Origin of the sequence: Streptomyces sp. NPDC015139, assembly GCF_043079785.1 — a bacterium.
GTDB classification, from domain to species: domain Bacteria; phylum Actinomycetota; class Actinomycetes; order Streptomycetales; family Streptomycetaceae; genus Streptomyces; species Streptomyces albidocamelliae.
Map to the genome: position 1 here is coordinate 30,170 of NZ_JBIBUW010000025.1, position 22,644 is coordinate 52,813.

The window sequence follows — 22,644 nt, forward strand, 5'->3', positions numbered from 1 at the left end:
CGGCCACAGTGCCGCCCGCCCATCTCGGCGTGCGCACCCATTTCCTCCACCCTCCCTGATCCAATGGAGAGTTCATGTCCTCGCCTCCCTGGTTCCGGTCGCTCAGACCGGCCCGGCGAAGCGGCCGCAAGCGGACGGCGCTGGTCCTCGGACTGGCCCTGTCCATAGGGCTGCTGCCGAGCTACGCACCCGAGGCCGCGGCCCACGACGGCCTGACGAAGCCGAAGACCCAGACGAGTCTCGACAAGCCCGTACGCGGCCGGAACGCCACCGCGAAAGCCTTCAAGAAGACCGACGAGGCCAAGAAGGCCGCGGTCAGGACGACGCACAAGGCACATTGGCCCAAGGCCGGCAGCGCCGAGATGAAGCTGTCCGGCAAGGCCGCCAAGGCAGAGGGCCTGCCGCTGTCGGCGAAGACCGCCGGCGGGAAGAAGGGCGCCCACGCCGTCCGGCTCCGCGTGCTGAGCCGCAAGGCCGCGCAGGCGGCAGGCGTGGACGGTGTCCTGTTCACCGTCGCCCGCGCCGACGGGGACGCCGCCAAGGGGGCCGCCCGGGTCACCGTGGACTACGCGGACTTCGCCGGCGCCTACGGCGGCGACTACGCCTCCCGGCTCCGGCTCGCCCAGTACCCGGCATGCGTCCTGACCACCCCGCACAAGAAGTCCTGCGCCACGCCCACGTACCTCAAGAGCAGCAACGACGCGGCGAAGCAGACGGTCACCGCCACCGTGCAGGCGGCCGGGGACACCTCCGGGCCGTCCACGCAGCTGGTCGAGGCGGGCACCACCGCCTCCTCGGCGACCGTCCTGGCGGCCACCGCGAGCAGCGGCGGCGACGGCGGCGACTACAAGGCCACCAGCCTCTCGGCCTCCTCGCAGTGGGGCGTCGACACCAGCTCGGGCGCGTTCACCTGGTCCTACCCGATGACCGTCCCGCCGGTACCCGGCGGCCTGCAGCCGACGGTCGGTCTGAGCTACAACTCGCAGTCCATCGACGGCCAGACGGCGACCACCAACAACCAGGGATCGTGGATCGGCCAGGGCTTCTCCTACGACCCCGGTTACATCGAGCGCAGCTACAAGCCGTGCGCCGACGACGGCCACGACGACACCAACGGTGACGAGTGCTGGGCGTTCGACAACGCCACCCTCTCCCTCACCGGCGGCACCTCCGGGCAGCTCGTCAAGGACGACAAGACCGGCGAGTGGCGGATCGGGTCCGACGACAACTCCAAGGTCGAGCACCTCACTTCCGCCACGAACGGTGACAACAACGGCGAGTACTGGAAGATCACGACCTCGGACGGCACCCAGTACTACTTCGGACTCAACCGGCTTCCGGGCTACGCGAGCGGCAACGAGGAGACCAACTCCACCTGGACCGTCCCCGTCTACGGCGACGACTCCGGTGAGCCCTGCTACAACGCCACCTTCGCCGACGCCTACTGCACCCAGGCCTGGCGGTGGAACCTCGACTACGTCGTCGATCCGCACGGCAACGCCGAGTCGTACTTCTACGGCACCGAGACGAACTACTACACCCAGGGTCTGAAGACCGCGGAGAACGGCAAGGCCTACCTCCGCGGCGGCTACCTCAAGCGCGTCGACTACGGTCAGCGCGACGGCAAGGCGTACTCCACCAAGCCTGCCGCCCAGGTCGTCTTCAGCACCGCCGAACGCTGCGTCGGCTCCCTGACGGACTGCTCCACCGGCGCCCTCACGGACGCGACCGCCGCCGACTGGCCGGACGTCCCGTGGGACCAGAACTGCAAGTCCGGCACCAAGTGCTCCGGCCAGAACTCGCCGACCTTCTGGACCCGCAAGAAGCTCACGAAGGTCACCACGCAGATCCGCACCGGTGACGCGACGTACACGCCGGTCGACGAGTGGAGCCTCACCCACGTCTTCACCGACAACGGCGACGGGTCCAAGTCGCTGTGGCTCAGCAAGATCGACCACACCGGAAAGACCGGCACCGACGTCTCGGTGCCGTCCGTCGAGCTGTACGGCTCCCAGTTGCCGAACCGAGTCGACCAGACCGGCGACAACCTCCAGCCCTTCTACCGCTTCCGCCTGTCGGGTGTGAAGAACGAGTCGGGCGGCGCGCTCAGCGTCAACTACGCCGACAACCAGTGCACCACCAGCAACGTCCCGGCGGAGGACTCCTCCACCAAGCGTTGCTTCCCGGTGAAGTGGAGCCCGCCGGGTGTCACCGACCCGATCACGGACTGGTTCCACAAGTACGTGGTCGGCTCGGTCGTGCAGACCGACCTGACCGGCCAGAACCCGGACCAGGTCACCTCCTACACCTACCTCGGGGACGCGGGCTGGCGAAAGACGCCGGCCGACGGCATCACCAAGGCCGAGGACCGCACCTGGAGCGACTGGCGCGGCTACGGCAAGGTCCAGGTCGTCACCTCCGCCGGCACCAACGACCCGTCCAACACCAAGACCGAACACGTCTTCTTCCGTGGTCTGGACGGGGACGTCGACAAGGACGGCCACGCCCGCGCGGCAACGGTCACCGACTCCAACGGTGTCTCCTACGAGGACACCGAATGGAAGGCCGGCCAGGAACTGGAGACGCTCACCTACAACGGCTCGGCCGTCACCCAGAAGTCGGTGACCGTGCCGTGGACCGCGGTGACCGCCACCGAGACCCACGACTGGGGCACGCACAAGGCCCGCTACATCTCCACCGGCTCGACCGACTCCTACACCGCGCTCGCCGTCGGTGGCTGGCGGCACACCGCCTCGACGACGACCTTCGACGACGCGACCGGCCGTGAGGTCAAGGTCGACGACGCCGGTGAGGTCGGAGTCGCGGACAACCAGTGCACCCGCACCGAGTACGCGGACAGCGCGAGCGCGCACATCTACTCCCTCGTCTCGCGCGTGGAGAAGGTCGGCGTCGACTGCGCCACCACCCCTGACCGCGCCAAGGACGTCATCTCGGACAGCCTGTCCTACTACGACGGTTCGACGACACTGGGCGCCGCCCCCACCAAGGGCGACCTCACCCAGACCAAGCGGCTGTCGGCCCACGACGGCACGACGGCCACGTACCAGACCACCGCTTCGACCACCTACGACGACTACGGCCGCCCGCTGATCGTCAAGGACGCCGACACCGTCTCGTCCTCGACGAAGTACACGACCTCGACGGCCTACACCGACACCTACGGTCTGGCGACCAAGTCGACAGTCACCAACATCGACGGCTGGACGACGACGACGGAGTACGCCCCCCAGTGGGGCCAGCCGACGTCGAAGACCGACGAGAACGGCAAGCGGGCCGACCTCGCCTACGACGGCCTCGGCCGTCTGGTCTCGGTCTGGCTGCCGGACCGCCCCAAGGCGTCCAACTTCACCCCCTCCCTCAAGTACGAGTACCTGATCCGCGGGGACGCCGGCCCGACCGCGGTCCACACGCAGAAGATCCAGGCCGACGGCACGACGTACGGCAGTGAATGGGCCCTGTACGACGGCTACCTGAGGCCCCGCCAGGACCAGACGGAGGGTCCCGACGGCGGCCGTATGGTCGCCGACACCCTGTACGACGGTTCCGGCCGGGTCGTGAAGGTCAACGACACCTACTACGCCTCCGGTGCACCGTCCGCGACCCTCTTCCAGCCGGTCAACTCCGACCTGAACGCCCAGACCGTCACCGAGTACGACGGGGCGGGCCGGACCACCGCGACGATCACCAAGGTCCAGGGCACGGAGAAGTACCGCACGACGTACACCTACGGCGGCGATCGCGTCACGGCCACCCCGCCCAAGGGCGGCGTCAAGACGACTGCCGTGACGGACGGCCGGGACCGTACGACGACCCAGGTCCAGTACCCCATCGGCGGCGACCCGGTCACCACGTCGTACGGGTACAACGCGGCCGGCCAACTGGCCAGGGTCACGGACGACAAGGGCAACAACTGGTCGTACACCTATGACCAGATGGGCCGCAAGAAGACCGCGACCGACCCCGACACCGGCTCGGCCTCCTACACCTACGACGGCATGGACCGGCAGACCTCGGTCACGGTCAACAACGACAAGACGTCCACGGTCTACGACGAACTGGGCCGCGCGGTCTCGACCTGGCAGGGCGAGGCGAACACCGGCACCAAACTCTCGGTGACCAAGTACGACACGGTCGCCAAGGGCAAGCTGTACGGCGTCTACACATACAAGGACGGCGCGGTCTACTCGTCGGTGACCTACCCGCTCCTCGACTCGGACAACGACTACAAGCCGACCTCGACCAAGTACTACCTGTCCAAGACGGCCGAGCCGCAGCTGGGCGGCACCTACGAGTACACCAACCAGTACAACCGCGACGGCACCGTCCAGGGCCAGGGCCTGCCGGCGGCAGCCGACCTGTCCGCCGAAGCGCTGTCGTACGTCTACGACAAGCTGCAGCGTCCTACCGGCCTGAACACCTCCCTCACGGGCGGCAGTTACGTCAGCGACGCGTCGTACTCGCCCACCTCCGACCTGGAGCAGCTGGAGCTGTCCACGGGTGTCTCGGGTGCGCCGAAGACGTGGATCACCAACTCCTTCGAGGCGGGCACCGACCGGCTGACCAACTCGCGGGTCGACGTCGAAGGTGCGTCGAGCGTCGCCTACGACGCGAACTACACCTACGACGACGCAGGCGACATCCTCTCCATCGCGGACACGCCGACCGGCGGCACGAAGGACGTTCAGTGCTTCGCGTACGACGGCCTCGGGCGCCTGTCGACGTCCTGGACGTCCTCCGTCGCTTCCAACGATGCCAAGGGCACGGGCAGCACGGACGCCTCCTGCACTTCGGGGGCCTCGTCCGCCACGGTGGGCGGTGTCTCCTCGTACTGGACCGACTACGGCTACGACTCGATCGGGAACCGCACGAGCGAGGTCCGGCACGGGCTGAACGGCAAGGCGACCTCCAGCCGGACGTACGCCTACGGCAAGGGGTCCGGTCCCGGCGGCAAGGATTCCGGCCCGCACACGGTGTCGTCGATCGTGCAGAAGACCGACGCGACGGGCACCACACCGGAGGTCACCTCCCAGGACAGCTACCAGTACGACGCCTCGGGCCGCACCACCAAGCGCATCCTCGACGGCGACACCCAGTCGCTGGGCTGGGACAAGCAGGGTGAGCTGACCACGGTCACCAACGCCGACAACTCGGTCACGAACTACAAGTACGACGCGCAGGGCGCACGCATTCTCCGGGACACCCCCGACGAGAAGACGTTCTACCTGCCGGGCATGGAACTGCACCTGGACAAGTCCTCGTCCAAGGTGACAGCGACCCGCTACTACACCTTCGGCGACACCACGGTGGCGATGCGGGAGGCGGACGGCGTCCACTTCCTGGCCTCCGACCACCAGGGCACGGCGGAGCTGGCCGTCGACGCCAAAACCGGTGCGACGACCCGCCGCCGCTCGGACCCGTTCGGCAACACCCGCGACGAGTCCTCGTCCTCCGGCTCGGGCTGGGTCAACGACAAGGGCTTCGTCGGCGGCACCATCCAGGCGTCCACGGGCCTGATCACCCTCGGCGCCCGCGAGTACGACGCCGACACCGGCCGCTTCATCTCGGCCGACCCGATCGTCGACTACACCGACCCGCAGCAGATCAACGGCTACGCCTACGCCAACAACAGCCCCGTGTCGAACAACGACGCCTCGGGCCTGCGACTGGCGAACTGCGTGGGCGGCTGGAACGAGTGCGGGCCCGGACCGTCGAAGCACCGGGGCGCCTACACGGACGACCCCGACGGACACCCCATGAGCCGCTCGGGCGGCAACACGACGTACACGCCGGCGCAGGCCAAAGCCGACGTCGCGAAGATCGAGGAGGACTCCGCCAAGCAGAAGGCGATCGCGATCGCCAAGGAGCTCGGCAAGATCGCCGCCGACGAGCTGGGCATCACGGACGCCCTGGACTGCTTCACCACCGGCGCCCTCGGTGCCTGCGGCAACACCGCGCTCAACGTCGTGTCCTCCTTCATGGGAGGCGGACCACTCGCCAAGCTGGCGAAGAAATACCTGTTCCGCTGGGACAAGGCCGCGGCTCTGGCGAAGCGTGTCTGGGGTCTGGGCAACAAGCTGCTCGACACCTTCAAGGACTGGCGCAAGAGCCGCAAGGAAGCCAGACGGCTGTCCGACATAGCAGCGACGTGCGCCAGGAAGTCGAACAGCTTCACACCGACCACCCCGGTGCTGATGGCCGACGGCTCCACGAAGGAGATCGCGGACGTCAAGATCGGCGACAAGGTCCTGGCCACCGACCCCAGGACAGGAAAGACCAAGGCCGAAACCGTCAACGCCGAGATCAAGGGCACCGGACTCAAGCACCTGGCCAAGGTCACCGTCGACGTCGACGGGAAGAAGGGCTCCAGGACGGCGTCGGTCACCGCGACCGACGGCCACCCGTTCTGGGTCCCCGCACTGCATGCCTGGCTGCGCGCGACCGACCTGGACGCGGGGGAGTGGCTGAGCACCAGCACGGGCCAGCGGGTACGGATCACCGCCGTCGACCGCTGGACGGTCCTGACGGCCACGGTGCACAACCTCACGGTCAGTGAGCTGCACACGTACTATGTGCTGGCAGGGACCACGCCGGTCCTGGTCCACAACTGTGGTGAGGCGTCCCTCGAAGCGCAGGCCGACGCGGGCGAGATCCGCGGAAGCGACTTCGCCGCCGAATACGAATCTCGGAGCGGCCATGTCTACCGATCGGACAACAAGGAACCCGTCACCGCTCCGGACGACATGGCGGAGATCTTCGATCAGCAGAACCACCCGATGAACGGTGGATGTGCCGAGATGCAGTGCCTGAGCAAGGCGTACGCAAGAGAGGGCGAGCCGGGAATCCGAGGCGGGAACATGTCCACGGTCCACGTGAGCGACACGCCCAAGGGTGACCATGGTGCCCCCGCCACTCCGTGCAAGGCATGCCAGCGGGTCATGGACAGTCTGGGGGTGAACTACTAGTGAGCGGCGGACAAATGGACTTCACCGGCGGATTGAATCCGGCGACGCTGGCCGCCCTGCGGCTGGCCGGCTGGTTTCCCGGGCGATGTGTCGACGTGTCCTCCGACATCCAGTCCCTGGAGGAGCAGGGGTACGTCCCCAGTCCGGTGACGACCGACTTCCTCGCATCGTTCCGGGGACTGAAGATCGGACCGGCCCGTGAGGACGGCCCCAACTTCATCAACGGTGAACCGTTCTTCGTCGACGCAGTGGGGGTCGGCGGGAGGCATCAGGACGAAGCGTCTGTCCTTGGTTCCCTCATCGGCGGCTCGTGGTTTCCCGTCGGCTGGTGGCTCAGCTATTCGCACGTCTTCATGCGGCAGGACGGTGCGGTAGCCGCTTACGCGAACGGCCTGATCTGGAGCCTTGGAAGCACCCCTGGCGAGGGGTTGGACCTCATGGTCAGCGCGGATCGCCCGTTGATCTGCGTTCATGCACCGAACGGGATGAAGCCGTGGCCTAAGTAGGGCGCGCTTCCCGAATGCGTCAGCGGCCCCGCCGGAGTGCTCTCCGGCGGGGCCGCTGGTGTGTCAGGCTCGGGCGAGGTCGAACCGGTCGAGATTCATCACCTTGTTCCACGCTGCCACGAAGTCACGTACGAACTTGTCCTTCGCATCCTGGGCCGCGTAGACCTCCGAGAGGGCGCGGAGCTGGGAGTGCGCACCGAAGATCAGGTCAACGGCGGTGGCGGTCCATTTGACCTGGCCGGTGGCGCGATCCCGGCCCTCGAACACGTTCTCGTCCGCAGCCGACGCCTTCCACTCCGTGCCCATGTCGAGCAGGTTGACGAAGAAGTCGTTGGTCAGGATTTCCGGCCGGTGGGTCAGGACCCCGTGGGGAGACCCGTTGAAGCCGGTGTTCATGGCCCGCATGCCACCGATCAGCACCGTCATCTCGGGAGCGGTGAGCGTCAGCAGGTTGGCGCGGTCCAGCATGAGTGTCTCCGGCGACAGCTTCTCACCGGCGGGAAGGTAGTTGCGGAAGGCATCCGCCTTGGGCTCCAGCACGGCGAACGACGCCGCATCGGTCTGCTCCTGCGAGGCGTCCGTACGCCCCGGTGCGAACGGGACCGTGATGTCATACCCGGCGTTCCTCGCGGCCTCCTCGACGGCCGCGCACCCGCCGAGGACGATCAGGTCTGCGAGAGAGACCCGCGTTCCCCCGGTCTGGGAGAGGTTGAAGTCCTGCTGGATCTGCTCGAGCGTGCGCAGTACCTCGGCGATCTCGGGGAGGTCGTTGAGCTCCCAGTCCTTCTGCGGAGCGAGCCGGATCCGTGCTCCGTTCGCCCCGCCGCGCTTGTCGGTGCCGCGGAAGCTTGCCGCCGACGCCCAGGCGGTGGTGACCAGCCGGGGGATGGAAAGGCCTGAGGCGAGGATCCTGCCCTTGAGGGCGGCGATGTCCTCGTCCCCGACCAGCTCGTGATCGACGCCGGGAACCGGGTCCTGCCACAGTTGCGGCTCGGCAATCCACGGACCGAGGTAGCGCGAGAGGGGTCCCATGTCGCGGTGCAGCAGTTTGTACCACGCCTTGGCGAACGCGACCGCGAGTTCGTCCGGGTTCTCGTGGAACCTCTTGGTGATCTGCGCGTAGACCGGGTCCACCTTCAGCGCGAGGTCCGTCGTCAGCATCATGGGAGCGTGCCCCTTCGACGGATCATGGGCGTCGCGTACGGTGTTCACGGCCGCGGGATCCGAGGGAGTCCACTGATGGGCGCCGGCGGGGCTGCTCGTCAGCTCCCACTCGTACCCGTAGAGATTGTCCAGATACCCGTTGTCCCACTTGGTGGGTTCAGTGGTCCATGCGCCCTCGAGACCACTGGTGAGCGCGTGGGGGCCCGAGCCGGTGCCGTATGTGTTCCGCCAGCCGAGTCCCTGCTGCTCGATGGAGGCTGCCTCGGGTTCCGGGCCGATGTAGCTGGCTTCGACCGCACCGTGACACTTGCCGAAGGTGTGGCCGCCGACGATGAGTGCGACCGTCTCCTCGTCGTTCATCGCCATGCGCCCGAACGTCTCCCGAATGTCCACGGCGGCGGCCACCGGGTCCGGGTTTCCGTTGGGCCCCTCCGGATTGACGTAGATCAGTCCCATCTGTACGGCGGCGAAGGGACCGGTGAGTTCCCTGTCCCCGCTGTAGCGCTCATCTCCGAGCCATGTGTCCTCGGGCCCCCAGAAAATCTCCTCGGGTTCCCAGATGTCCTGTCGCCCGAATCCGAACCCGAACGTCTTGAATCCCATGGATTCCATGGCGCAATTTCCGGCGAAGACCAGAAGATCGGCCCAGGAGATTTTCCGGCCGTACTTCTGTTTGACCGGCCACAGCAGGCGGCGGGCCTTGTCCAGGCTCGCGTTGTCCGGCCAGCTGTTGAGGGGGGCGAAGCGCTGTGCGCCGCTGCCGCCACCGCCGCGCCCGTCCTCGATACGGTACGTTCCCGCGGCATGCCAGCTCATACGGATGAAAAGCGGCCCGTAGTGACCGTAGTCCGCGGGCCACCAGTCGTGGGACGTGGTCATCACCTCGAAGACGTCACGCTTGAGCGCGTCCACGTCGAGGGTCGCGAACTCTGCCGCGTAGTCGTAGTCCTCGTCCATCGGGTTGGATCGGGGCGAGTGCTGGTGGAGAACCTGGAGGTCCAGCTGATTCGGCCACCAGTCCCGGTTCGTCCTGGGCCGCCGACTCGGTGTGGGCGTCGGCGAAGGGATTGCTGGATTCTCACTTTCACTGCCGGACATGCCCGTCCTTCTTCCTGTGTCGGTGTTCCTCCTGCCGGCTGCCGCCCTTTACGTCGTTGCTTGCTGGTGTCGAGTACGTCGACCCACACAATCAGCGCGCCACGGCGCTCACCGGTTGGAAATGGTGCTGTACCGCATCCATATGGTCGCGCACCGCAGGCCACACCTCTATGAAACACGCGGAGCACCCCGCATGACAGATGTGAGGGAGAAGGCGGCTTATCTGCTCCGTGCCAGATTTCTGAGGCACACCGAGCCGCATACGCCGGCCCGGACGCGCCGGGGGGACTTGGGATGCCTGCCATGTCCCCGACGTACAGTGCGTCGGCTGGCGGTGCCTAGGGCGTGTAGCGAAAGGGTCTGGTAGCGGGTGCGGGTGCTGCCTGAGAATCCGGGCGTCTGGATCGTCAGGGTTGGAGAATTTGATCGATCTGAGGCTTGCCGCTGCCTCGTCGGCACGGTCAAGATCGGCGGCATGATCAAAGGTGTGATGTTCGACTTCTCCGGAACCCTCTTCCGGATCGAATCGGCCGCGCAGTGGCTGAACGCGGTGACCGCGAGTGCCGGTCTGGTGGTGCCCGACGAAGAACTTGATGCGTGCGCCGGCCGGCTGGAAGAGTTAGGGGCTCAGCCAGGAGGGGTGCCTCCGCGCCGAGTGCCGTCCCATCTGGAGGCACTGTGGCGGGAGCGTGATCTGACCGCCGAACGACACCGGGCCGCTTTCACCGCCCTCACCCGGGAAGCCAAGCTGCCGTTGCCTGAGCTGGCTGAGGCTCTGTATGACCGGTCTCAAGTGTCCGGGGCATGGCAGCCGTATCCCGACACCGAGGAAACCCTTCACGCCCTGCGTGGGCGAGGCATCCCGGTCGCCGTCGTGAGCAATATCGGCTGGGACATGCGCCCCGTCTTCCGCGACCACGGTTTCGATGACCTCGTGGACGCCTACTTCCTCTCCTTTGAGTGCGGGGTGGAAAAGCCCGATCCCCGGATCTTCCAGATGGCATGCGACCAGCTCAAAGTCGCGCCCGGCGATGTGCTCATGGTGGGAGACGACCGCGTTACGGATGCCGGCGCCGGCGCGTTGGGGTGCCGGGTCCACCTGGTTGCTCCTCTGCCAGTGGACCAGCGTCCCCGCGCACTGGCCGAAGTACTCCGACTCCTTTGACGTTGCGACGGTGCTGATCACAACCGCTCGTCGATGGCCGCGATGAGGACGGTCGCCTCGCAGCGCACCGCCGACTTGGCGTAGCGCATGGCGACAGCGTGATGTCTCCTGAGACGGTTGCTCCCCCACTCGACCGCGTGCCGCTCCCGGTAGTCAGCCGAGTCGATATGCGGCGGCCGGTCGCCGCGGGAGCCGAGCTTTGAGCGGGTGCGCGCCCGGGTGGCCCTGTCCGGGATGGTGCAGCGGATCCCGCGGCGGCGCAGGTTTACGCGGTTTCTTGGGGCGGCGTACGTCTTGTCAGCATGCGCCCGGTCGGGGCGGACACGTGGTCGGCCCGGACCGATGCGAGGCGCCGGCAGCGGAACGGCACCTGGCAGCGGATCCTCACGCAGCTACAGTCGCCGGCGGCCCTGCTGCGCAGCGACATCGGCCTTTACCAGGCCAGGTCCAGCCTGCCGCCGCGCCAGTTCGACGTCATCGTGCTCCGCCAGGCCCGGTCGTACGACACCTCCGCAATGCGCCACCCGCTACCAGCGTCCCAGCCTCAACGTCTAACCAGTGCGCCGGAGCGGGAATGTTCAGCAGCAAGGCCCACACCACCCCGACCACGGGCCCGCCCGCCGCAGTCGACGTCTCGGCGCCGCGGCGCAGCGGTGCGTGAGGGGTGGGGCTGGGGGAACCATGCGCGGTTTGCGGCGCTCGCGCATATGCCCCGTTCCCCGCGGAAGTAACTCCCACCTTGTGGGCTTGTCAGCCAGAGGTGAGGGCACCTGGTGGCCAGGAGGTTGATAGCTATGGTTCCCCTGCTTCTGGTTCTTCTGCTGGCTCTGATTCTCTTCGGTGCGGGGTTCGCGCTGAAGGCGCTGTGGTGGATCGCGGTGATCGTGCTGGTCGTGTGGCTGCTGGGCTTCGTCGTCCGATCCGCGGACAGTGGCGGCCGTAGGGGCCGCTGGTACCGCTGGTAGGCGGCGGACATACCCGGCGCCAGGAACGCGCCACGCGCGAGAGGTGATGGGGCTCGGCCGGATACGGCCGGGCCCCACTCCTATATGTGCCCATAGCAGGCGAGCGATCCCGAAGGCCGGCGAGTCACTCATCCCGTGGGCACAGTCGAGCAGCGCCAGCGAGGCCGGGGCTGCCCTAGGCGGCCACCGTGAGACGTCGAGGACTTCCCACGGTTCGGTGGGGGCTACTGATCGGTAACTAATGAGCCAACAGAACTTCCCCTCCAGGTCTTGAGTAGGCAAAGCCATTGCGGTCGAACCTCAGATCAGGCTCAGCAGGCGGCGTCCTCATACCGGACAAGCGGATTCCAAACTCGGACATCCCGCCACGGGAGCGGATCTATACCTTCCGATTGTGCCGATGAGCTGGTCTTTCTGTCATGGTTCGATGTGCGGCGACGCGAGTAACGACCATGACTCGCCTGCGCATTGGGGGGAACCAATGTCTTCAGTCGCACAACGGCGCGGTACCACCGTGGCCGTTCAGGTGCTGAGCACGATCGTGCTCACCGCCGGTCTGGCAACTGCCCCGCAAGCCCTGACCCCGGGCCACGCGGCTGCCGCAGCCGACGCCACCTGTACCACGTTCTCGGTACCGACCTACGTCTTCGAGCCCGCCGGCAGCAGCACGGATGCCGGCAAGCGGGTCCTGCACAAGTACATGGACACCGCAAGTACAAGAAGCAGTACATCTGCACCATGGGTGTGAAGAGCACCTGGTACACGGTGGAGCCCAAGCGCTACAAACTGCCTGCAGGCGGGTCTGTCGGCAAGATCGGCAAGGACGTCTCCGCCAAGGACAGCTCCCGCAACTACAACCGCGCCCCCAAGAGGAACCGGGGCAGGGTCGAACGCGGCACCTTCTTCGAACTGACCCGCAAGAAAAGCACCAAGTTCGGCAACGCCGTCAGCCTCGTCGGCATCGGCCTGAGCGCCACCACCAGCTACGACAACAGCCACAGGCAGAAGATCACGGCAGGCACGCGCAGGAACGCCACGCACCTGATCTGGGGCAAGAACGGGCCGCTTGATGAGAACCCTGGCGTCTTCTACTCGAACTAGCCGCACGCGCAACGCCGCTCTGACCGCGGCCGTCCTGCTCGTCCTGGCGGCCCTCTACGCACTCACCGGCAGCGATACGGGCGGTACCACCCGCGCCGTCCGGGAGGGGAACGCCCTCGACGGGGGCATGCAGTCCGCCGGCAACGTGGGCTACGAACACGCGCAAGTCGGTCACGAGTACTGGGCGGGACTGCCGCTTCCCTGGAACACATCCCGCAGCGACATCCGGCTCACCGCTGCCGAGTTCACCCACGTGCCCAAGGGCCTGAAGGTCGTGGAGTACCGCGCGTTCGACGCCGGAGAGACGGACGGCAACGTCATCTTCGCCAGCACCGACGCCGACGAGAGCAGCATGGGCGACTTGTTCAAGATGCGGAACTATGCCGGGCGTGCCATGACGGTCAAGGCCAAATCCAGCTCCCGCGTCTACTACGTGGCCCGCGTCAAGGTCACCGGCCCGGTGCACGACAGCCTCTCCGGCTGCCGCTACTCGTACCGGCAGGGCGCGACCCAGTACCAACAACACATCGACTGCTCCACCATCGTCCGTCTCGGACCACCCCTGAAGTAGCCGCCTGAGCCCGACGGCACCTCGCACCGACAACGGTGTGAGGCGCACGAGGCTCCAAGGCCTGGTGGGCGTGCGCCCCTCGCCTCCCTGAGGGGCGCCGCCGCCGGACCGGCCACGAGCCGGTCCAACGAAATGAACCCGCCGCGAGCGAGACCGTCACCTGAAGTGAGAGAACCGTGCCCGCCGACTGTCTGCGCACGCGCCGGCTTCCTTGCAACCAAGTTCCTGGCGGCGCCGCGGCCTGGTAACCCGCGGACGGGATCCGCCCTGCTGCATTCCTTCGTTGCAGTTCGGTAGAAAGCGCCGTCAGAGCCCGCCCTCAACCCCCGTGAGGGCGGGCCATCTTCGTCACCTGATACGGCCGGGTCTGCGGCGGCGACCACCCCCCCGACCCGCCCGCTCCCCGCCGCGCCGGCGAGCCGCGCGCACCGGGCCAAGGGGTGACCTGCCGATTCTCCTACTCCCGAAGCACACCAAGACCACAGGCGTCCGGGGTGCACGCAGCGTCGTGGGGGACCCGAACTCCAAGAGCGGCGGCAGAGTCAGTGGCGGCCAGCAGGCCGGCCGGCTGACTGTGCCCGTGGGACGGTGCGTCAGACCATGGCGAGCCGGTCCACCAGCAGTTCCACCCTGGACTCGGCGTATTCGGGTAGCAGGCGGCCCGCGCGAGTCAGGGTCGCCAGGCCGTGCAGGGACGCCCAGAACACCTCGGTGAACAACCCCGGATCGACGCCGTCCCCGGCGACCTCGCCCAGGCTCTCCATCAGCGCGGCGAAGGCGTCCTTCAAAGGCTCCGGGGTGTCCTCCTGGGCGTACGCGAGGCCGCCGTCGAGCTGGAACAAGGCGTCGTAGACCGCCGGGTTGCGTGCGGCGAAGTCGAGGTAGGCGCGGGCCAGGGCGACGACCCGGGCGCGGGGGTCGTTTTGGGCGGAGGTCGCGGCCCGCACCGCCGCGGCCATTTCGGCGGCGCCCGCCAGGGCGACGGCTCCGATGATCTCCCGTTTGCCGCGGAAGTGGCTGTAGAGGACGGGCTGACTGTATTCGATGCGCTCGGCGAGCCGGCGGGTGGTAACTGCGTCCCAGCCCTGCTGCTCGGCGAGTTCGCGGGCTGTCGCCACGATGAGGCGTTCGCGCTCCGCCCGCTCGCGCTCCTTGCGTTCCTTTACCGACATGAATCGATCCTAGCACTGCTAGACAATCGAGCGGCAGCAGTACTAGCGTTGCCATGTCGGCTAGCAACGCTAGCAATCGGAGGGATCGTCATGCTCAACACACTTGAAGTCGTCACCACCGTGATCGTCGGCCTGATGGTGGGGGTGGAGTTCTGCGTCGCCTTCATCACGAACCGGATCCTGGACGCGCTTCCCGAGGACAGCGGCCAGCTCGGCCACGCCCACGGCGGCCGGATGCTCGGTGCCCTGATGCCGTTCTGGTACACGGGCTCGGTCGTCCTCAGCGCGATCTGGGCCGTCGCCGGATGGCACCATCACGGCGCCGTACTCGTCGTCATCGCCGTCGGACTGCTGATCCTCGGCGTGGTCATGTCGATCCTGCTGCTTGTCCCGATCAACAACCGAAACAAGACCTGGACCCCAGGCAACCGGCCCGCCGACTGGAAGCAGCAGCTGCACCGCTGGAACCGCTACCACTACGTCCGCGTCGCCGTCATCATCGCCGCCTTCACCCTGCTGGTCGCCGCTCGCACCTGATGCCACCGCTGCACTGACGGCGCCGGCCACGGCTGATCATCAAGGGAATTTGAGGTCCTCTTCTTCCTGGAGGAGGTGCCGCCGAAGTGGAGAAAGCTTCGCCCTAGGGGGCGGCCGCGAATGAAGGCGAACACGACGCCGCAGCAGCAAGGCGAGGCCGAGAAGGAGAGGGCATGAGCGAAAGCCTCACCTGCTGAACGGCTGATTCCGGAAGCCGGGACTGAAACCCCCTTGCTCAATGGTCAAGAATCGTTGACCATTGAGTCCATGCCTACCGATGATCTTCCCGAGGCGCTGCACGTCACCACGGACGAACAGCTACGCGCCGTTTCCAATCTCACGCGTCACCGGATCATGGCCGTGCTCCGCTTCGAGCCCTCGACGATCACGCAGATCGCCGAGCGGGTGGGCCTTGCGAAGGGGAGTTCCAGCTACCACGTACGGCTGCTCGAGCGAGCCGGCCTGGTGAAGGTGGTGCGAACGCGGAAGGTCCGGGGGGTCACCGAGCGGTACTACGCCATGGCCGCGCGGGCGATCGTGCTCCCGGATCCGGGGGAGGGTGGGCCGGATGTGTTGATGCGGCATGCGGTGGCGGACCTGGAGGCGGCACCGACGGATGGTGCACGGCACGTGCGGATGGCGCATCTGCGGCTGACCGAGGAGCAGTTCGCGGAGCTGGGGGCGCGGCTGCAGGCGCTGGCGGACGAGTACCGGGAGCTGTCGGATCCGTCGTTGCCGGACGCGTCACTCGTCTTCGCACTGTTCCACCCGGCATCGCGCGAGCAGGCCGAGGGGCATGCCAAGTGACCACAGACGTCCGGAAGTTGCCGACCGAGTTCGGGCGGCTGTGGACTGCGCAGACGGTGTCCTCACTCGGTGACGGGGTGACACACGCCGCGCTGCCGCTGCTGGCGTTGACGTTGACGCGGGATCCGATGGCGCTCGCCGTCGTCACGGCCGCGGGGACCCTGCCGTGGCTGCTCTTCGGGGTGCTCGGCGGTGCGCTGGTGGACCGCTGGGACCGCCGGCGCACGATGTGGGTCACGGATGCGGCGCGTGCGTTACTGCTCGCGATACCAGCGGCAGCGGCCGCACTCAACGTGCTGAGCGTTCCACTGCTCGCGGCCGTCGCCTTCGGCCTCGGTCTCGGCGGGCTCTTCTTCGACACGGCCGCTACGGCCTATCTGCCGGATCTGCTCGGCCGCGACCCCGCGCTCCTGGAGCGCGCCAACTCCCGCCTGCGCGGCACCCAGACCGCCGCGTCCGGCTTCGCCGGGCCGCCCGCGGGCAGCGCCCTGCTCGCGCTCGGGCGGGCGGTTCCGCTACTCGCAGATGCGGTGTCGTTCGCGCTCTCCGCACTGCTCGTACGGTCGCTGCCTGCTGCACCCCGGCCTGTACCGCACGCCCGTGAGTCGCTGCTGCGGCAAGCGCGGGCCGGCGCCTCGTACGTGTTCCGGGATCGGTTGCTGCTCGGGCTCGCGCTGCGCCCGGCGGTCGGGAACATCGCCTTCCTCGCCGTGGAGACCGTACTCGCCCTCTTCGCGCACGATCGTCTCGGCGTCGAGACCTTCGGCTTCGGCCTGCTCCTCACGGCGGAGGCCACCGGCGGACTGCTCGGCGCGGGCATCGCCTCGTTCCTCGGCCGACGACTCGGCACCGGCACTGCGTTGACCTGCACGGCCGCAGTCGAGGGACTCGCCGTCCTGGGCCTCGCGGCCGCCCCGAACCCGTACGTCGCCGGCCTCGCGCTCGCCGTCTGCGGCGCGGGGATGGGCGCCACGATGGTGCTCGGCCCCTCCCTGCGACAGGCGATCGTCCCCGCCGATCTGATGGGCAGGGTCGCCTCCACCTCCCGCATGCTCGCCATGTGCGCCGCTCCGTTCGGCGCCTTCCTCGGCGGCTGGCTGGCCACCACCTACGACGTACGCACCCCGCTCTTCACCGCCGCCGGCCTCCTCCTCACCATGACCGCGGTCACGTCGACCATGACCAGCAACCGCCGGGTCGAGGCGGCGCTGCGTGCCGCCGCCCCGGCTGATGATCCAGTGCGCCCGCAATCCTGCGATCCCGTGCAGGAGGGTGCCATGTAGGACTCCGCGAGGTCGTTGAACCAGCGCTGAGCCCGGTTCGGCGTTCCGCGCCCCGTGCCAGGAGCGTCGGACGCCGGGCCTTCATGGGATGCAAAGAGTGGTCCACCAGGCAGGGTTCGCCGCGTCTATCCTTGTCGTCCTCGACAGCCTCTAGGTGGCGGAAGGGGCACAGGCGCTGCCCGGGTCCGCCGGCCTTGATGGTGAAAAGGTGGCGGCCCGGGAAGTCGATGTGCGGTCCATGAGCGAGGAGAGGCGGGCCACTTCCTTGCCCTTGATGTCGTGGTCCTCGGCGCGGAGTGGCGCTTCCACTGCCTCTTGCGGATGCTGCGTTGTCTCGACCGGTCCTCCTTGCGGAGCCACCTGCCAGGGAACTGTGGGGGAGGGCCGTAGTCGGTGGAGAGTGCGGAGCAGCGCCCGGTTCAGTCTCCGAGGCGGTGTGCAAGGTGGAGGAGATCCGCCAGGTGCAGCACCCGTCCGTCGAATCCTGGGAGGGGGACATGGAGCGGCTGGGTCCAGCGGGTGGGGATTGCGTCCAGCCCGTAGTAGGCGCCTGCGAGGCCTCCGGCCACCGCAGCGACGGTGTCCGTGTCACCACCGAGGTCGATCGCCGCGCGTATCGCGTCTTCGAAGCCGGCGGTGGTGCGCAGGGCCCAGACGGCGGAGCCCAGGCAGGGCCAGACGGCACCGTTGAACTCGGTGGCCTGATCGGGGTGCCAGTCGGGCGCGAGGACGGTGGCGTAGCGGCCGCGGTGGTCGGGGTGGACATGAGCCAGGAGGTCCGGGAGCGCGGCGAGGGGATCGGTGTCCTCCAACGTGACGCGGATAAGTTCGTGGAAGATCGCGGTGCCTTCCCAGGCCGCGCGATCACCGTGCGTGAGGGCAGCGATCCGGCGGGCCGCGTCCATGGTGGATTCCCGACCGGTGGCGGCGAAATGGACCGCGGAGGTCGATGCCCGCATCAAGGAGCCGTTTCCCGCTGCTCGGTGGTTGACCTGGAAATGGACAGCTGCGGCGAGGTCCCAGGGCATGCCGTTGGTCAGGACGTCTTCGGTCTGCAGGCCGATGTCCTTCGGTTCCGACGATGCCCATCGCTGGAAGCGGGCGAAGATGTCCGGCAGGTCCAGTCCGCCCCGCTCCAGTAGCGATTCTGCGACCAGGATGGCCATCTGCGTGTCGTCGGTCGCCTCGCCGGGGTTCCAACCACCGCCTCCGCACATCTCGTTGCCGGCACCAGGCGCGGGAAACCGTGCGGAGAACGCTCCCTGGGGACCGAACTCGAAGGGGCCACCCAGAGCGTCACCCACCGCTGAGCCGACGATCACCCCGGCGGCCCGCTGAATCCGCTTCATTGGCGCAGGCTATCTGTGCCGCGCAGACAACCCCCGCCCCGCAGCCACCCGACCGCGCCCGCCACAGGCATCTGCGCTTGATCCAGGGCGGCCGGCACAAACCTGCACGCCTCCGCGAGCCGGCCGGCAGGACGCTGACGCAGCCTGACTGACGCGGGCCGCGGCATCGGAGCCAGGTCCCAATCTTCATGGTGAGCGCGAGCATTAGGGCCACTTCACTACGCGTGCATCGGTGTGAACCCGGAGGTCTGAGGGCAGGCCGGGTTTACCCGTGACAGGGCCTGGCCTGCCCCTGCGCGTATCACTGCGCACCGCCCAGGGAGGCGTTGTTCTCCTAGGCCGTCTCAGGCTTCTGGAGCCCTACGGGGCGTTCGGTGAGCCTTGCGGTGGCTGCCTGGGGAGGGTAACTCAGGTACGTGAGCGCGGTTATGGCCTGGAAGGTGAGGGGTCCGTGTCGCTGGCAGGGGTGCCGTCCTGGCGGAGGACGTTGATGGTGTGGGTCTCGGTGTACATGGCCTCGCAACACCCGGCTGCGGCGACGATGGGCTCCGTGTAGGTGGTCTGTGACATCTCCGTGACCGAGTCGGAGGTCGAGTAGCCCAGGTTGTACGCGAGTGACGCGGAGATCGTGGCCTCATTCCCGAAGATGTCCACGCCGGCCGTGAAGCCGACAGTGACTCCGACGGAGCTGCTGAAAGTCTGGGACTGGGTGTCACTGACGTCGTATGTCACGGTCTGACTCGCGGATTCCTGACGTTGCCGTCCTGATTGTCGATGAACCGTGCCAGGGTGTAGCAGCGCTGACGGAGGACCGTGTAGAAGGGCGAGTCGGCCAGCTGCCAGTCGAGGTCCATCCCGTCCTCGATGGCCATGCACGGGACGAGGACCTGCCGGTCGATCGACGGATCCGTGCTCTGGACGGGCTCGTCGAAGCTGTCCATGACCGGCTTGACGGGGTCGGGACCGTCTGCAACGGCTGGTGGGAGACACAGGAGATTCTGCACGGGGGCGTCTGTGGGCTCACCGTCGGGCGAATGGACCCCCTGACCGGTGGTGACAACCAGGACGCCGTCGACGTCGCCCGTGTACGGCGGCGCTGTGATCACCCACCATCCGGGAGCCGCCGTCCCTTGGACCGGTGCGTTGCCTTGGACGTGGGTGTGACCGTCAACGAACGGCCCTTCCTTCACGCACACGTACCCGCGCTCGGCACCGGGCGTGTTCGGATCGTTGCCTCAAGACAGATCGGAGAAGGCCGGATAGCCGTCCGGGGGGACGGGCCTCCACACCTGTTCGGTGAGTTGGTCGTAGTGATCGGGAGGACACAGCAGGGGATTGTCCGGGTCCGGGTTGGTCTCCTTCACCAGGAGGGTGATGTTCGTGAACCCCATACCTCCCCCGGGGTAGAGCGTGTACCAGGTGCCATCCGGCTGGGAGCCATCGCTGGAGTCCCAGAGACACACCGCGAGCGCGCAGAATTCCCGAGGCGTTGATATCGCCTTGAGTTCTTCTCCCTCGGTGAGGAAGTGCATGGCGGACACGGGACCCGTACGTTCGCCACCGCAGCGCACGCCCAGCCAAAGCTCTGGCATCGCCTCTGCCCTCTGAGCTGGAAGAACGCCTCAGCCCGACCTCCGAACGCCGCTCACGGATACGCCCGAATGGGTGAAGGTGCTTGCCGTAGCTCCATCCGTCCGCACTCCATTGCTGTGCCTGACGTCCGGCGGTCCAGGCCGTGGTCGGATCTGCGCAGCTGCGACACCGAGGGGGTCCGTCTGGGTACCACCTCTGCCGTCCTGCTCAGTTCACGGTGGGGCTGCGGCGTTCTACGAGGACGACGTCGCGCCAGGTGTTGTGGTGGCGGCCGATGCGTTCGCGGGTGCCGATGACACGGAAGCCGGCCCGTTGGTGCAGGGCGAGGCTGGCTGTGTTCTCCGGGAAGATGCCGGACTGCACGGTCCAGATCCCGGCGGTGTCGGTGGAGGCGAGCAGGGCGGTCAGCAGGGCCAGGCCCACTCCGCGGCCGCGGGCGTCGGGGTGGACGTAGACGGAGTGCTCGACGACGCCCGCGTACGCGCACCGGTCGGAGACCGGCACCACCGCGGCCCAGCCGAGAACCCGGCTGCCGTCGAGCGCGACCAGGCGGTGGTCCGGCAGTTTGGCGGCGTCGAATGCCTCCCAGGTCGGGGCGGTGGTCTCGAAGGTCGCGTTGCCCTCGTCGATGCCGAGCCGGTAGATCGCCAGGACCTGCGTGGCGTGCCCGGGGTGCATGGGTGCGATCCGCACGCCGTTCGCGGTGTCGCTCATGCCGCGGCCTCGATGCCGAGTTCGGCGAGCAGGCGACGGATGCGCCGCTCGATCTCGTCGCGGATCGGACGGACCGCGGCGACGCCCTGCCCGGCCGGGTCGTCCAGCTTCCAGTCGAGGTAGCGCTTGCCGGGGAAGTACGGGCAGGCGTCGCCGCAGCCCATGGTGATCACCACGTCGGAGGACTGCACCGCCTCCACGGTGAGGACCTTGGGCGTCTCGGCGGAGATGTCGATGCCAACCTCCCGCATGGCTTCCACCACGGCCGGGTTCACGGCGTCGGCCGGTGCGGATCCGGCGGAGCGGACCTGCACGCGGTCTCCGCCGAGGCGGGTGAGGAAGGCGGAGCCCATCTGGGAGCGGCCGGCGTTGTGCACGCAGACGAACAACACGGACGGGGCGGCGGAGGTGCTCATCAGATCAGGGCGCTTTCATTGGCGGGCCAGGCAGTTCCGGCGGGCTGCTGCCGGTCTTGGGGAACGACGTCGTCGTCCTCGTTCACGGTGTCCGGGCGGCCGAAGCAGAGCGCTGCCAGGCCCAGACCGGCGGCTGCGCCGACGAGTTGGGCGGCGAGGAACGGTGCCACGGACGTGGGCGCGATTCCGGCGAAGGTGTCCGTGAACGCCCGGCCGATCGTCACGGCCGGGTTGGCGAAGGAGGTGGAGGAGGTGAACCAGTACGCCGCCCCGATGTAGGAGGCGACCGCGACCGGCGCCAGGTGCGCGCGGCCGGCGCGGGCGAGGCCGAAGATGAGCCAGACCAACCCGGCGGTGGCCACCACCTCGCCGAGCCACAGGTGCCCTGCCCACCGGTCGTGGGTGGAGAAGTGCACCAGCGGCCTTCCGAACATCGCGTCGGCCAGCACCGCTCCCGCAACCGCCCCCGCGATCTGCGCGGGCACGTAGACCGCGACGTCGCGCAGGGCAGGCGCGTCGCCGGTGCGGCGGCCGGTGAACCAGGCCGCGAGGGTGACCACCGGGTTGAAGTGGGCCCCCGACACCGGGCCGAGCAGGGCGATGAGCACGCCGAGGCCGAAGACGGTGGCCAGGGAGTTGGCCAGCAGCTGCACCCCGACGTCGCGGGTCAGTTCCGTGGCCTGGATACCGGAGCCGACCACCACGGCGACCAGCGCGGCCGTGCCGATCGCTTCGACGGCCGCCCGCCTGGCCAGCGGCGCCGCCGCGCTCACGCCGACTCCTTCGCCGACACCGTCGCGGACACGGCGGGGGGCTGGAGCAGGGCGGACAGCTGCGCCAGCGCCTCGGGCAGTACCCAGTAGTACACCCAGGTCCCGCGCCGCTCCGAGCCCACCAGTCCGGCTTCTCTCAGCACCTTCAGGTGGTGGGAGATGGTCGGCTGGGAGACGTCGAACGGGCCGATGAGGTCGCACACGCACGCCTCGCCGCCCTCGTGCGAGGCGATCAGCGACAGCAGCCGCAGCCGGATCGGGTCCGACAGCGCCTTGAACATTCGCGACATCCCCACCGCGGCTTCCTCGCCCAGGGGCTTGCGGACCATCGGCGCACAGCACACGGTCGCGTCCCGGCCGAGCACCGGCAGACCAGCTTGTTTCGACATTCCTCAATATTGACAGCCGTCAATCCCGGTGGCAAGGTCGGCTGTATCGACAGGCGTC

19 protein-coding genes are annotated in these 22,644 nt (G+C 68.0%); 9 read left to right on the forward strand and 10 right to left on the reverse strand.

The features are described 5' to 3' along the window. The first annotated feature begins 74 nt into the window (after positions 1–74). Positions 75–6,983, forward strand: a complete 6,909-nt coding sequence (locus ACF08B_RS37680) for an RHS repeat-associated core domain-containing protein (RefSeq protein WP_392321539.1) — start codon at positions 75–77, stop codon at positions 6,981–6,983. 14 nt (positions 6,984–6,997) lie between these two features. After that, the gene (locus ACF08B_RS37685; protein ID WP_392321540.1) at positions 6,998–7,489 is read left to right on the forward strand and encodes an SUKH-3 domain-containing protein; all 492 of its coding nucleotides are present in this window, start codon (positions 6,998–7,000) and stop codon (positions 7,487–7,489) included. A gap of 63 nt (positions 7,490–7,552) precedes the next feature. Here ACF08B_RS37685 and katG read toward each other — a convergent pair whose 3' ends face one another. After that, a complete protein-coding gene (gene katG / locus ACF08B_RS37690) occupies positions 7,553–9,751 on the reverse strand; it encodes a catalase/peroxidase HPI (protein WP_392321541.1) in 2,199 nt (732 codons plus the stop codon). Positions 9,752–10,226: 475 nt separating this feature from the next. Between katG and ACF08B_RS37695 the strand changes: the two genes are divergently transcribed. From ACF08B_RS37695 to ACF08B_RS37710, 4 genes are all read left to right on the forward strand, one after another. Beyond that, complete coding sequence (locus tag ACF08B_RS37695; protein WP_392321574.1) at positions 10,227–10,916, forward strand: HAD family hydrolase; 690 nt, start codon at positions 10,227–10,229, stop codon at positions 10,914–10,916. A gap of 794 nt (positions 10,917–11,710) precedes the next feature. Continuing rightward, positions 11,711–11,881 carry a DUF5670 family protein gene (locus ACF08B_RS37700; RefSeq protein ID WP_086727732.1) on the forward strand — a complete coding sequence of 57 codons (171 nt, stop codon included), beginning with the start codon at positions 11,711–11,713 and terminating at the stop codon, positions 11,879–11,881. 738 nt (positions 11,882–12,619) lie between these two features. After that, positions 12,620–12,982 (forward strand): hypothetical protein, encoded by a 363-nt coding sequence (locus ACF08B_RS37705; RefSeq protein ID WP_392321542.1) that lies wholly within the window; start codon positions 12,620–12,622, stop codon positions 12,980–12,982. After that, entirely contained in the window at positions 12,951–13,553 is a 603-nt protein-coding gene (locus tag ACF08B_RS37710; protein ID WP_392321543.1) for a hypothetical protein, read from the forward strand. Before ACF08B_RS37705 ends, ACF08B_RS37710 begins: the two co-directional genes overlap by 32 nt. Positions 13,554–14,146: 593 nt before the next feature. Here ACF08B_RS37710 and ACF08B_RS37715 read toward each other — a convergent pair. Next, the gene (locus ACF08B_RS37715; protein WP_392321544.1) at positions 14,147–14,725 is read right to left on the reverse strand and encodes a TetR/AcrR family transcriptional regulator; all 579 of its coding nucleotides are present in this window, start codon (positions 14,723–14,725) and stop codon (positions 14,147–14,149) included. A gap of 90 nt (positions 14,726–14,815) precedes the next feature. Between ACF08B_RS37715 and ACF08B_RS37720 the strand changes: the two genes are divergently transcribed. The 3 genes from ACF08B_RS37720 (at position 14,816) to ACF08B_RS37730 (ending at position 17,352) form a co-directional block, all read left to right on the forward strand. Beyond that, positions 14,816–15,262 (forward strand): anthrone oxygenase family protein, encoded by a 447-nt coding sequence (locus ACF08B_RS37720; protein ID WP_392321545.1) that lies wholly within the window; start codon positions 14,816–14,818, stop codon positions 15,260–15,262. A 267-nt stretch (positions 15,263–15,529) separates the two neighbouring features. After that, positions 15,530–16,069 (forward strand): ArsR/SmtB family transcription factor, encoded by a 540-nt coding sequence (locus ACF08B_RS37725; RefSeq protein WP_392321575.1) that lies wholly within the window; start codon positions 15,530–15,532, stop codon positions 16,067–16,069. Continuing rightward, positions 16,066–17,352, forward strand: coding sequence for an MFS transporter (locus tag ACF08B_RS37730; protein ID WP_392321546.1), 1,287 nt, complete (start codon positions 16,066–16,068; stop codon positions 17,350–17,352). Before ACF08B_RS37725 ends, ACF08B_RS37730 begins: the two co-directional genes overlap by 4 nt. A gap of 419 nt (positions 17,353–17,771) precedes the next feature. Here ACF08B_RS37730 and ACF08B_RS37735 read toward each other — a convergent pair whose 3' ends face one another. From ACF08B_RS37735 to ACF08B_RS37770, 8 genes are all read right to left on the reverse strand, one after another. Next, positions 17,772–18,701, reverse strand: a complete 930-nt coding sequence (locus tag ACF08B_RS37735; protein WP_392321547.1) for an ADP-ribosylglycohydrolase family protein — start codon at positions 18,699–18,701, stop codon at positions 17,772–17,774. A gap of 426 nt (positions 18,702–19,127) precedes the next feature. Then, a complete protein-coding gene (locus ACF08B_RS37740) occupies positions 19,128–19,433 on the reverse strand; it encodes a hypothetical protein (protein WP_392321548.1) in 306 nt (101 codons plus the stop codon). Beyond that, a complete protein-coding gene (locus ACF08B_RS37745) occupies positions 19,430–19,642 on the reverse strand; it encodes a hypothetical protein (RefSeq protein WP_392321549.1) in 213 nt (70 codons plus the stop codon). The genes ACF08B_RS37740 and ACF08B_RS37745 overlap by 4 nt, the downstream gene beginning before the upstream one ends. A 294-nt stretch (positions 19,643–19,936) precedes the next feature. Continuing rightward, positions 19,937–20,233, reverse strand: coding sequence for a hypothetical protein (locus ACF08B_RS37750; RefSeq protein ID WP_392321550.1), 297 nt, complete (start codon positions 20,231–20,233; stop codon positions 19,937–19,939). Positions 20,234–20,501: 268 nt separating this feature from the next. Next, positions 20,502–21,008 (reverse strand): GNAT family N-acetyltransferase, encoded by a 507-nt coding sequence (locus ACF08B_RS37755; RefSeq protein ID WP_392321551.1) that lies wholly within the window; start codon positions 21,006–21,008, stop codon positions 20,502–20,504. Continuing rightward, entirely contained in the window at positions 21,005–21,424 is a 420-nt protein-coding gene (locus ACF08B_RS37760) for an arsenate reductase ArsC (RefSeq protein ID WP_392321552.1), read from the reverse strand. Before ACF08B_RS37760 ends, ACF08B_RS37755 begins: the two co-directional genes overlap by 4 nt. Further along, a complete protein-coding gene (locus tag ACF08B_RS37765) occupies positions 21,424–22,197 on the reverse strand; it encodes an aquaporin (RefSeq protein WP_392321553.1) in 774 nt (257 codons plus the stop codon). Before ACF08B_RS37765 ends, ACF08B_RS37760 begins: the two co-directional genes overlap by 1 nt. Further along, positions 22,194–22,586 (reverse strand): ArsR/SmtB family transcription factor, encoded by a 393-nt coding sequence (locus ACF08B_RS37770; protein WP_392321554.1) that lies wholly within the window; start codon positions 22,584–22,586, stop codon positions 22,194–22,196. The genes ACF08B_RS37765 and ACF08B_RS37770 overlap by 4 nt, the downstream gene beginning before the upstream one ends. Positions 22,587–22,644: the final 58 nt, after the last annotated feature.

Excerpts from the sequence above, each read along its gene's own strand:
- ACF08B_RS37710 (WP_392321543.1), top strand. The coding sequence starts at position 12,951 with ATGAGAACCCTGGCGTCTTCTACTCGAACTAGCCGCACGCGCAACGCC.
- ACF08B_RS37745 (WP_392321549.1), bottom strand. The coding sequence starts at position 19,642 with ATGGACAGCTTCGACGAGCCCGTCCAGAGCACGGATCCGTCGATCGAC.
- ACF08B_RS37695 (WP_392321574.1), top strand. The coding sequence starts at position 10,227 with ATGATCAAAGGTGTGATGTTCGACTTCTCCGGAACCCTCTTCCGGATC.
- ACF08B_RS37715 (WP_392321544.1), bottom strand. The coding sequence starts at position 14,725 with ATGTCGGTAAAGGAACGCAAGGAGCGCGAGCGGGCGGAGCGCGAACGC.
- ACF08B_RS37705 (WP_392321542.1), top strand. The coding sequence starts at position 12,620 with ATGGGTGTGAAGAGCACCTGGTACACGGTGGAGCCCAAGCGCTACAAA.
- ACF08B_RS37755 (WP_392321551.1), bottom strand. The coding sequence starts at position 21,008 with ATGAGCGACACCGCGAACGGCGTGCGGATCGCACCCATGCACCCCGGG.
- katG (WP_392321541.1), bottom strand. The coding sequence starts at position 9,751 with ATGTCCGGCAGTGAAAGTGAGAATCCAGCAATCCCTTCGCCGACGCCC.
- ACF08B_RS37760 (WP_392321552.1), bottom strand. The coding sequence starts at position 21,424 with ATGAGCACCTCCGCCGCCCCGTCCGTGTTGTTCGTCTGCGTGCACAAC.
- ACF08B_RS37680 (WP_392321539.1), top strand. The coding sequence starts at position 75 with ATGTCCTCGCCTCCCTGGTTCCGGTCGCTCAGACCGGCCCGGCGAAGC.
- ACF08B_RS37700 (WP_086727732.1), top strand. The coding sequence starts at position 11,711 with ATGGTTCCCCTGCTTCTGGTTCTTCTGCTGGCTCTGATTCTCTTCGGT.
- ACF08B_RS37685 (WP_392321540.1), top strand. The coding sequence starts at position 6,998 with ATGGACTTCACCGGCGGATTGAATCCGGCGACGCTGGCCGCCCTGCGG.
- ACF08B_RS37735 (WP_392321547.1), bottom strand. The coding sequence starts at position 18,701 with ATGAAGCGGATTCAGCGGGCCGCCGGGGTGATCGTCGGCTCAGCGGTG.
- ACF08B_RS37720 (WP_392321545.1), top strand. The coding sequence starts at position 14,816 with ATGCTCAACACACTTGAAGTCGTCACCACCGTGATCGTCGGCCTGATG.
- ACF08B_RS37770 (WP_392321554.1), bottom strand. The coding sequence starts at position 22,586 with ATGTCGAAACAAGCTGGTCTGCCGGTGCTCGGCCGGGACGCGACCGTG.
- ACF08B_RS37725 (WP_392321575.1), top strand. The coding sequence starts at position 15,530 with ATGCCTACCGATGATCTTCCCGAGGCGCTGCACGTCACCACGGACGAA.
- ACF08B_RS37750 (WP_392321550.1), bottom strand. The coding sequence starts at position 20,233 with ATGCACTTCCTCACCGAGGGAGAAGAACTCAAGGCGATATCAACGCCT.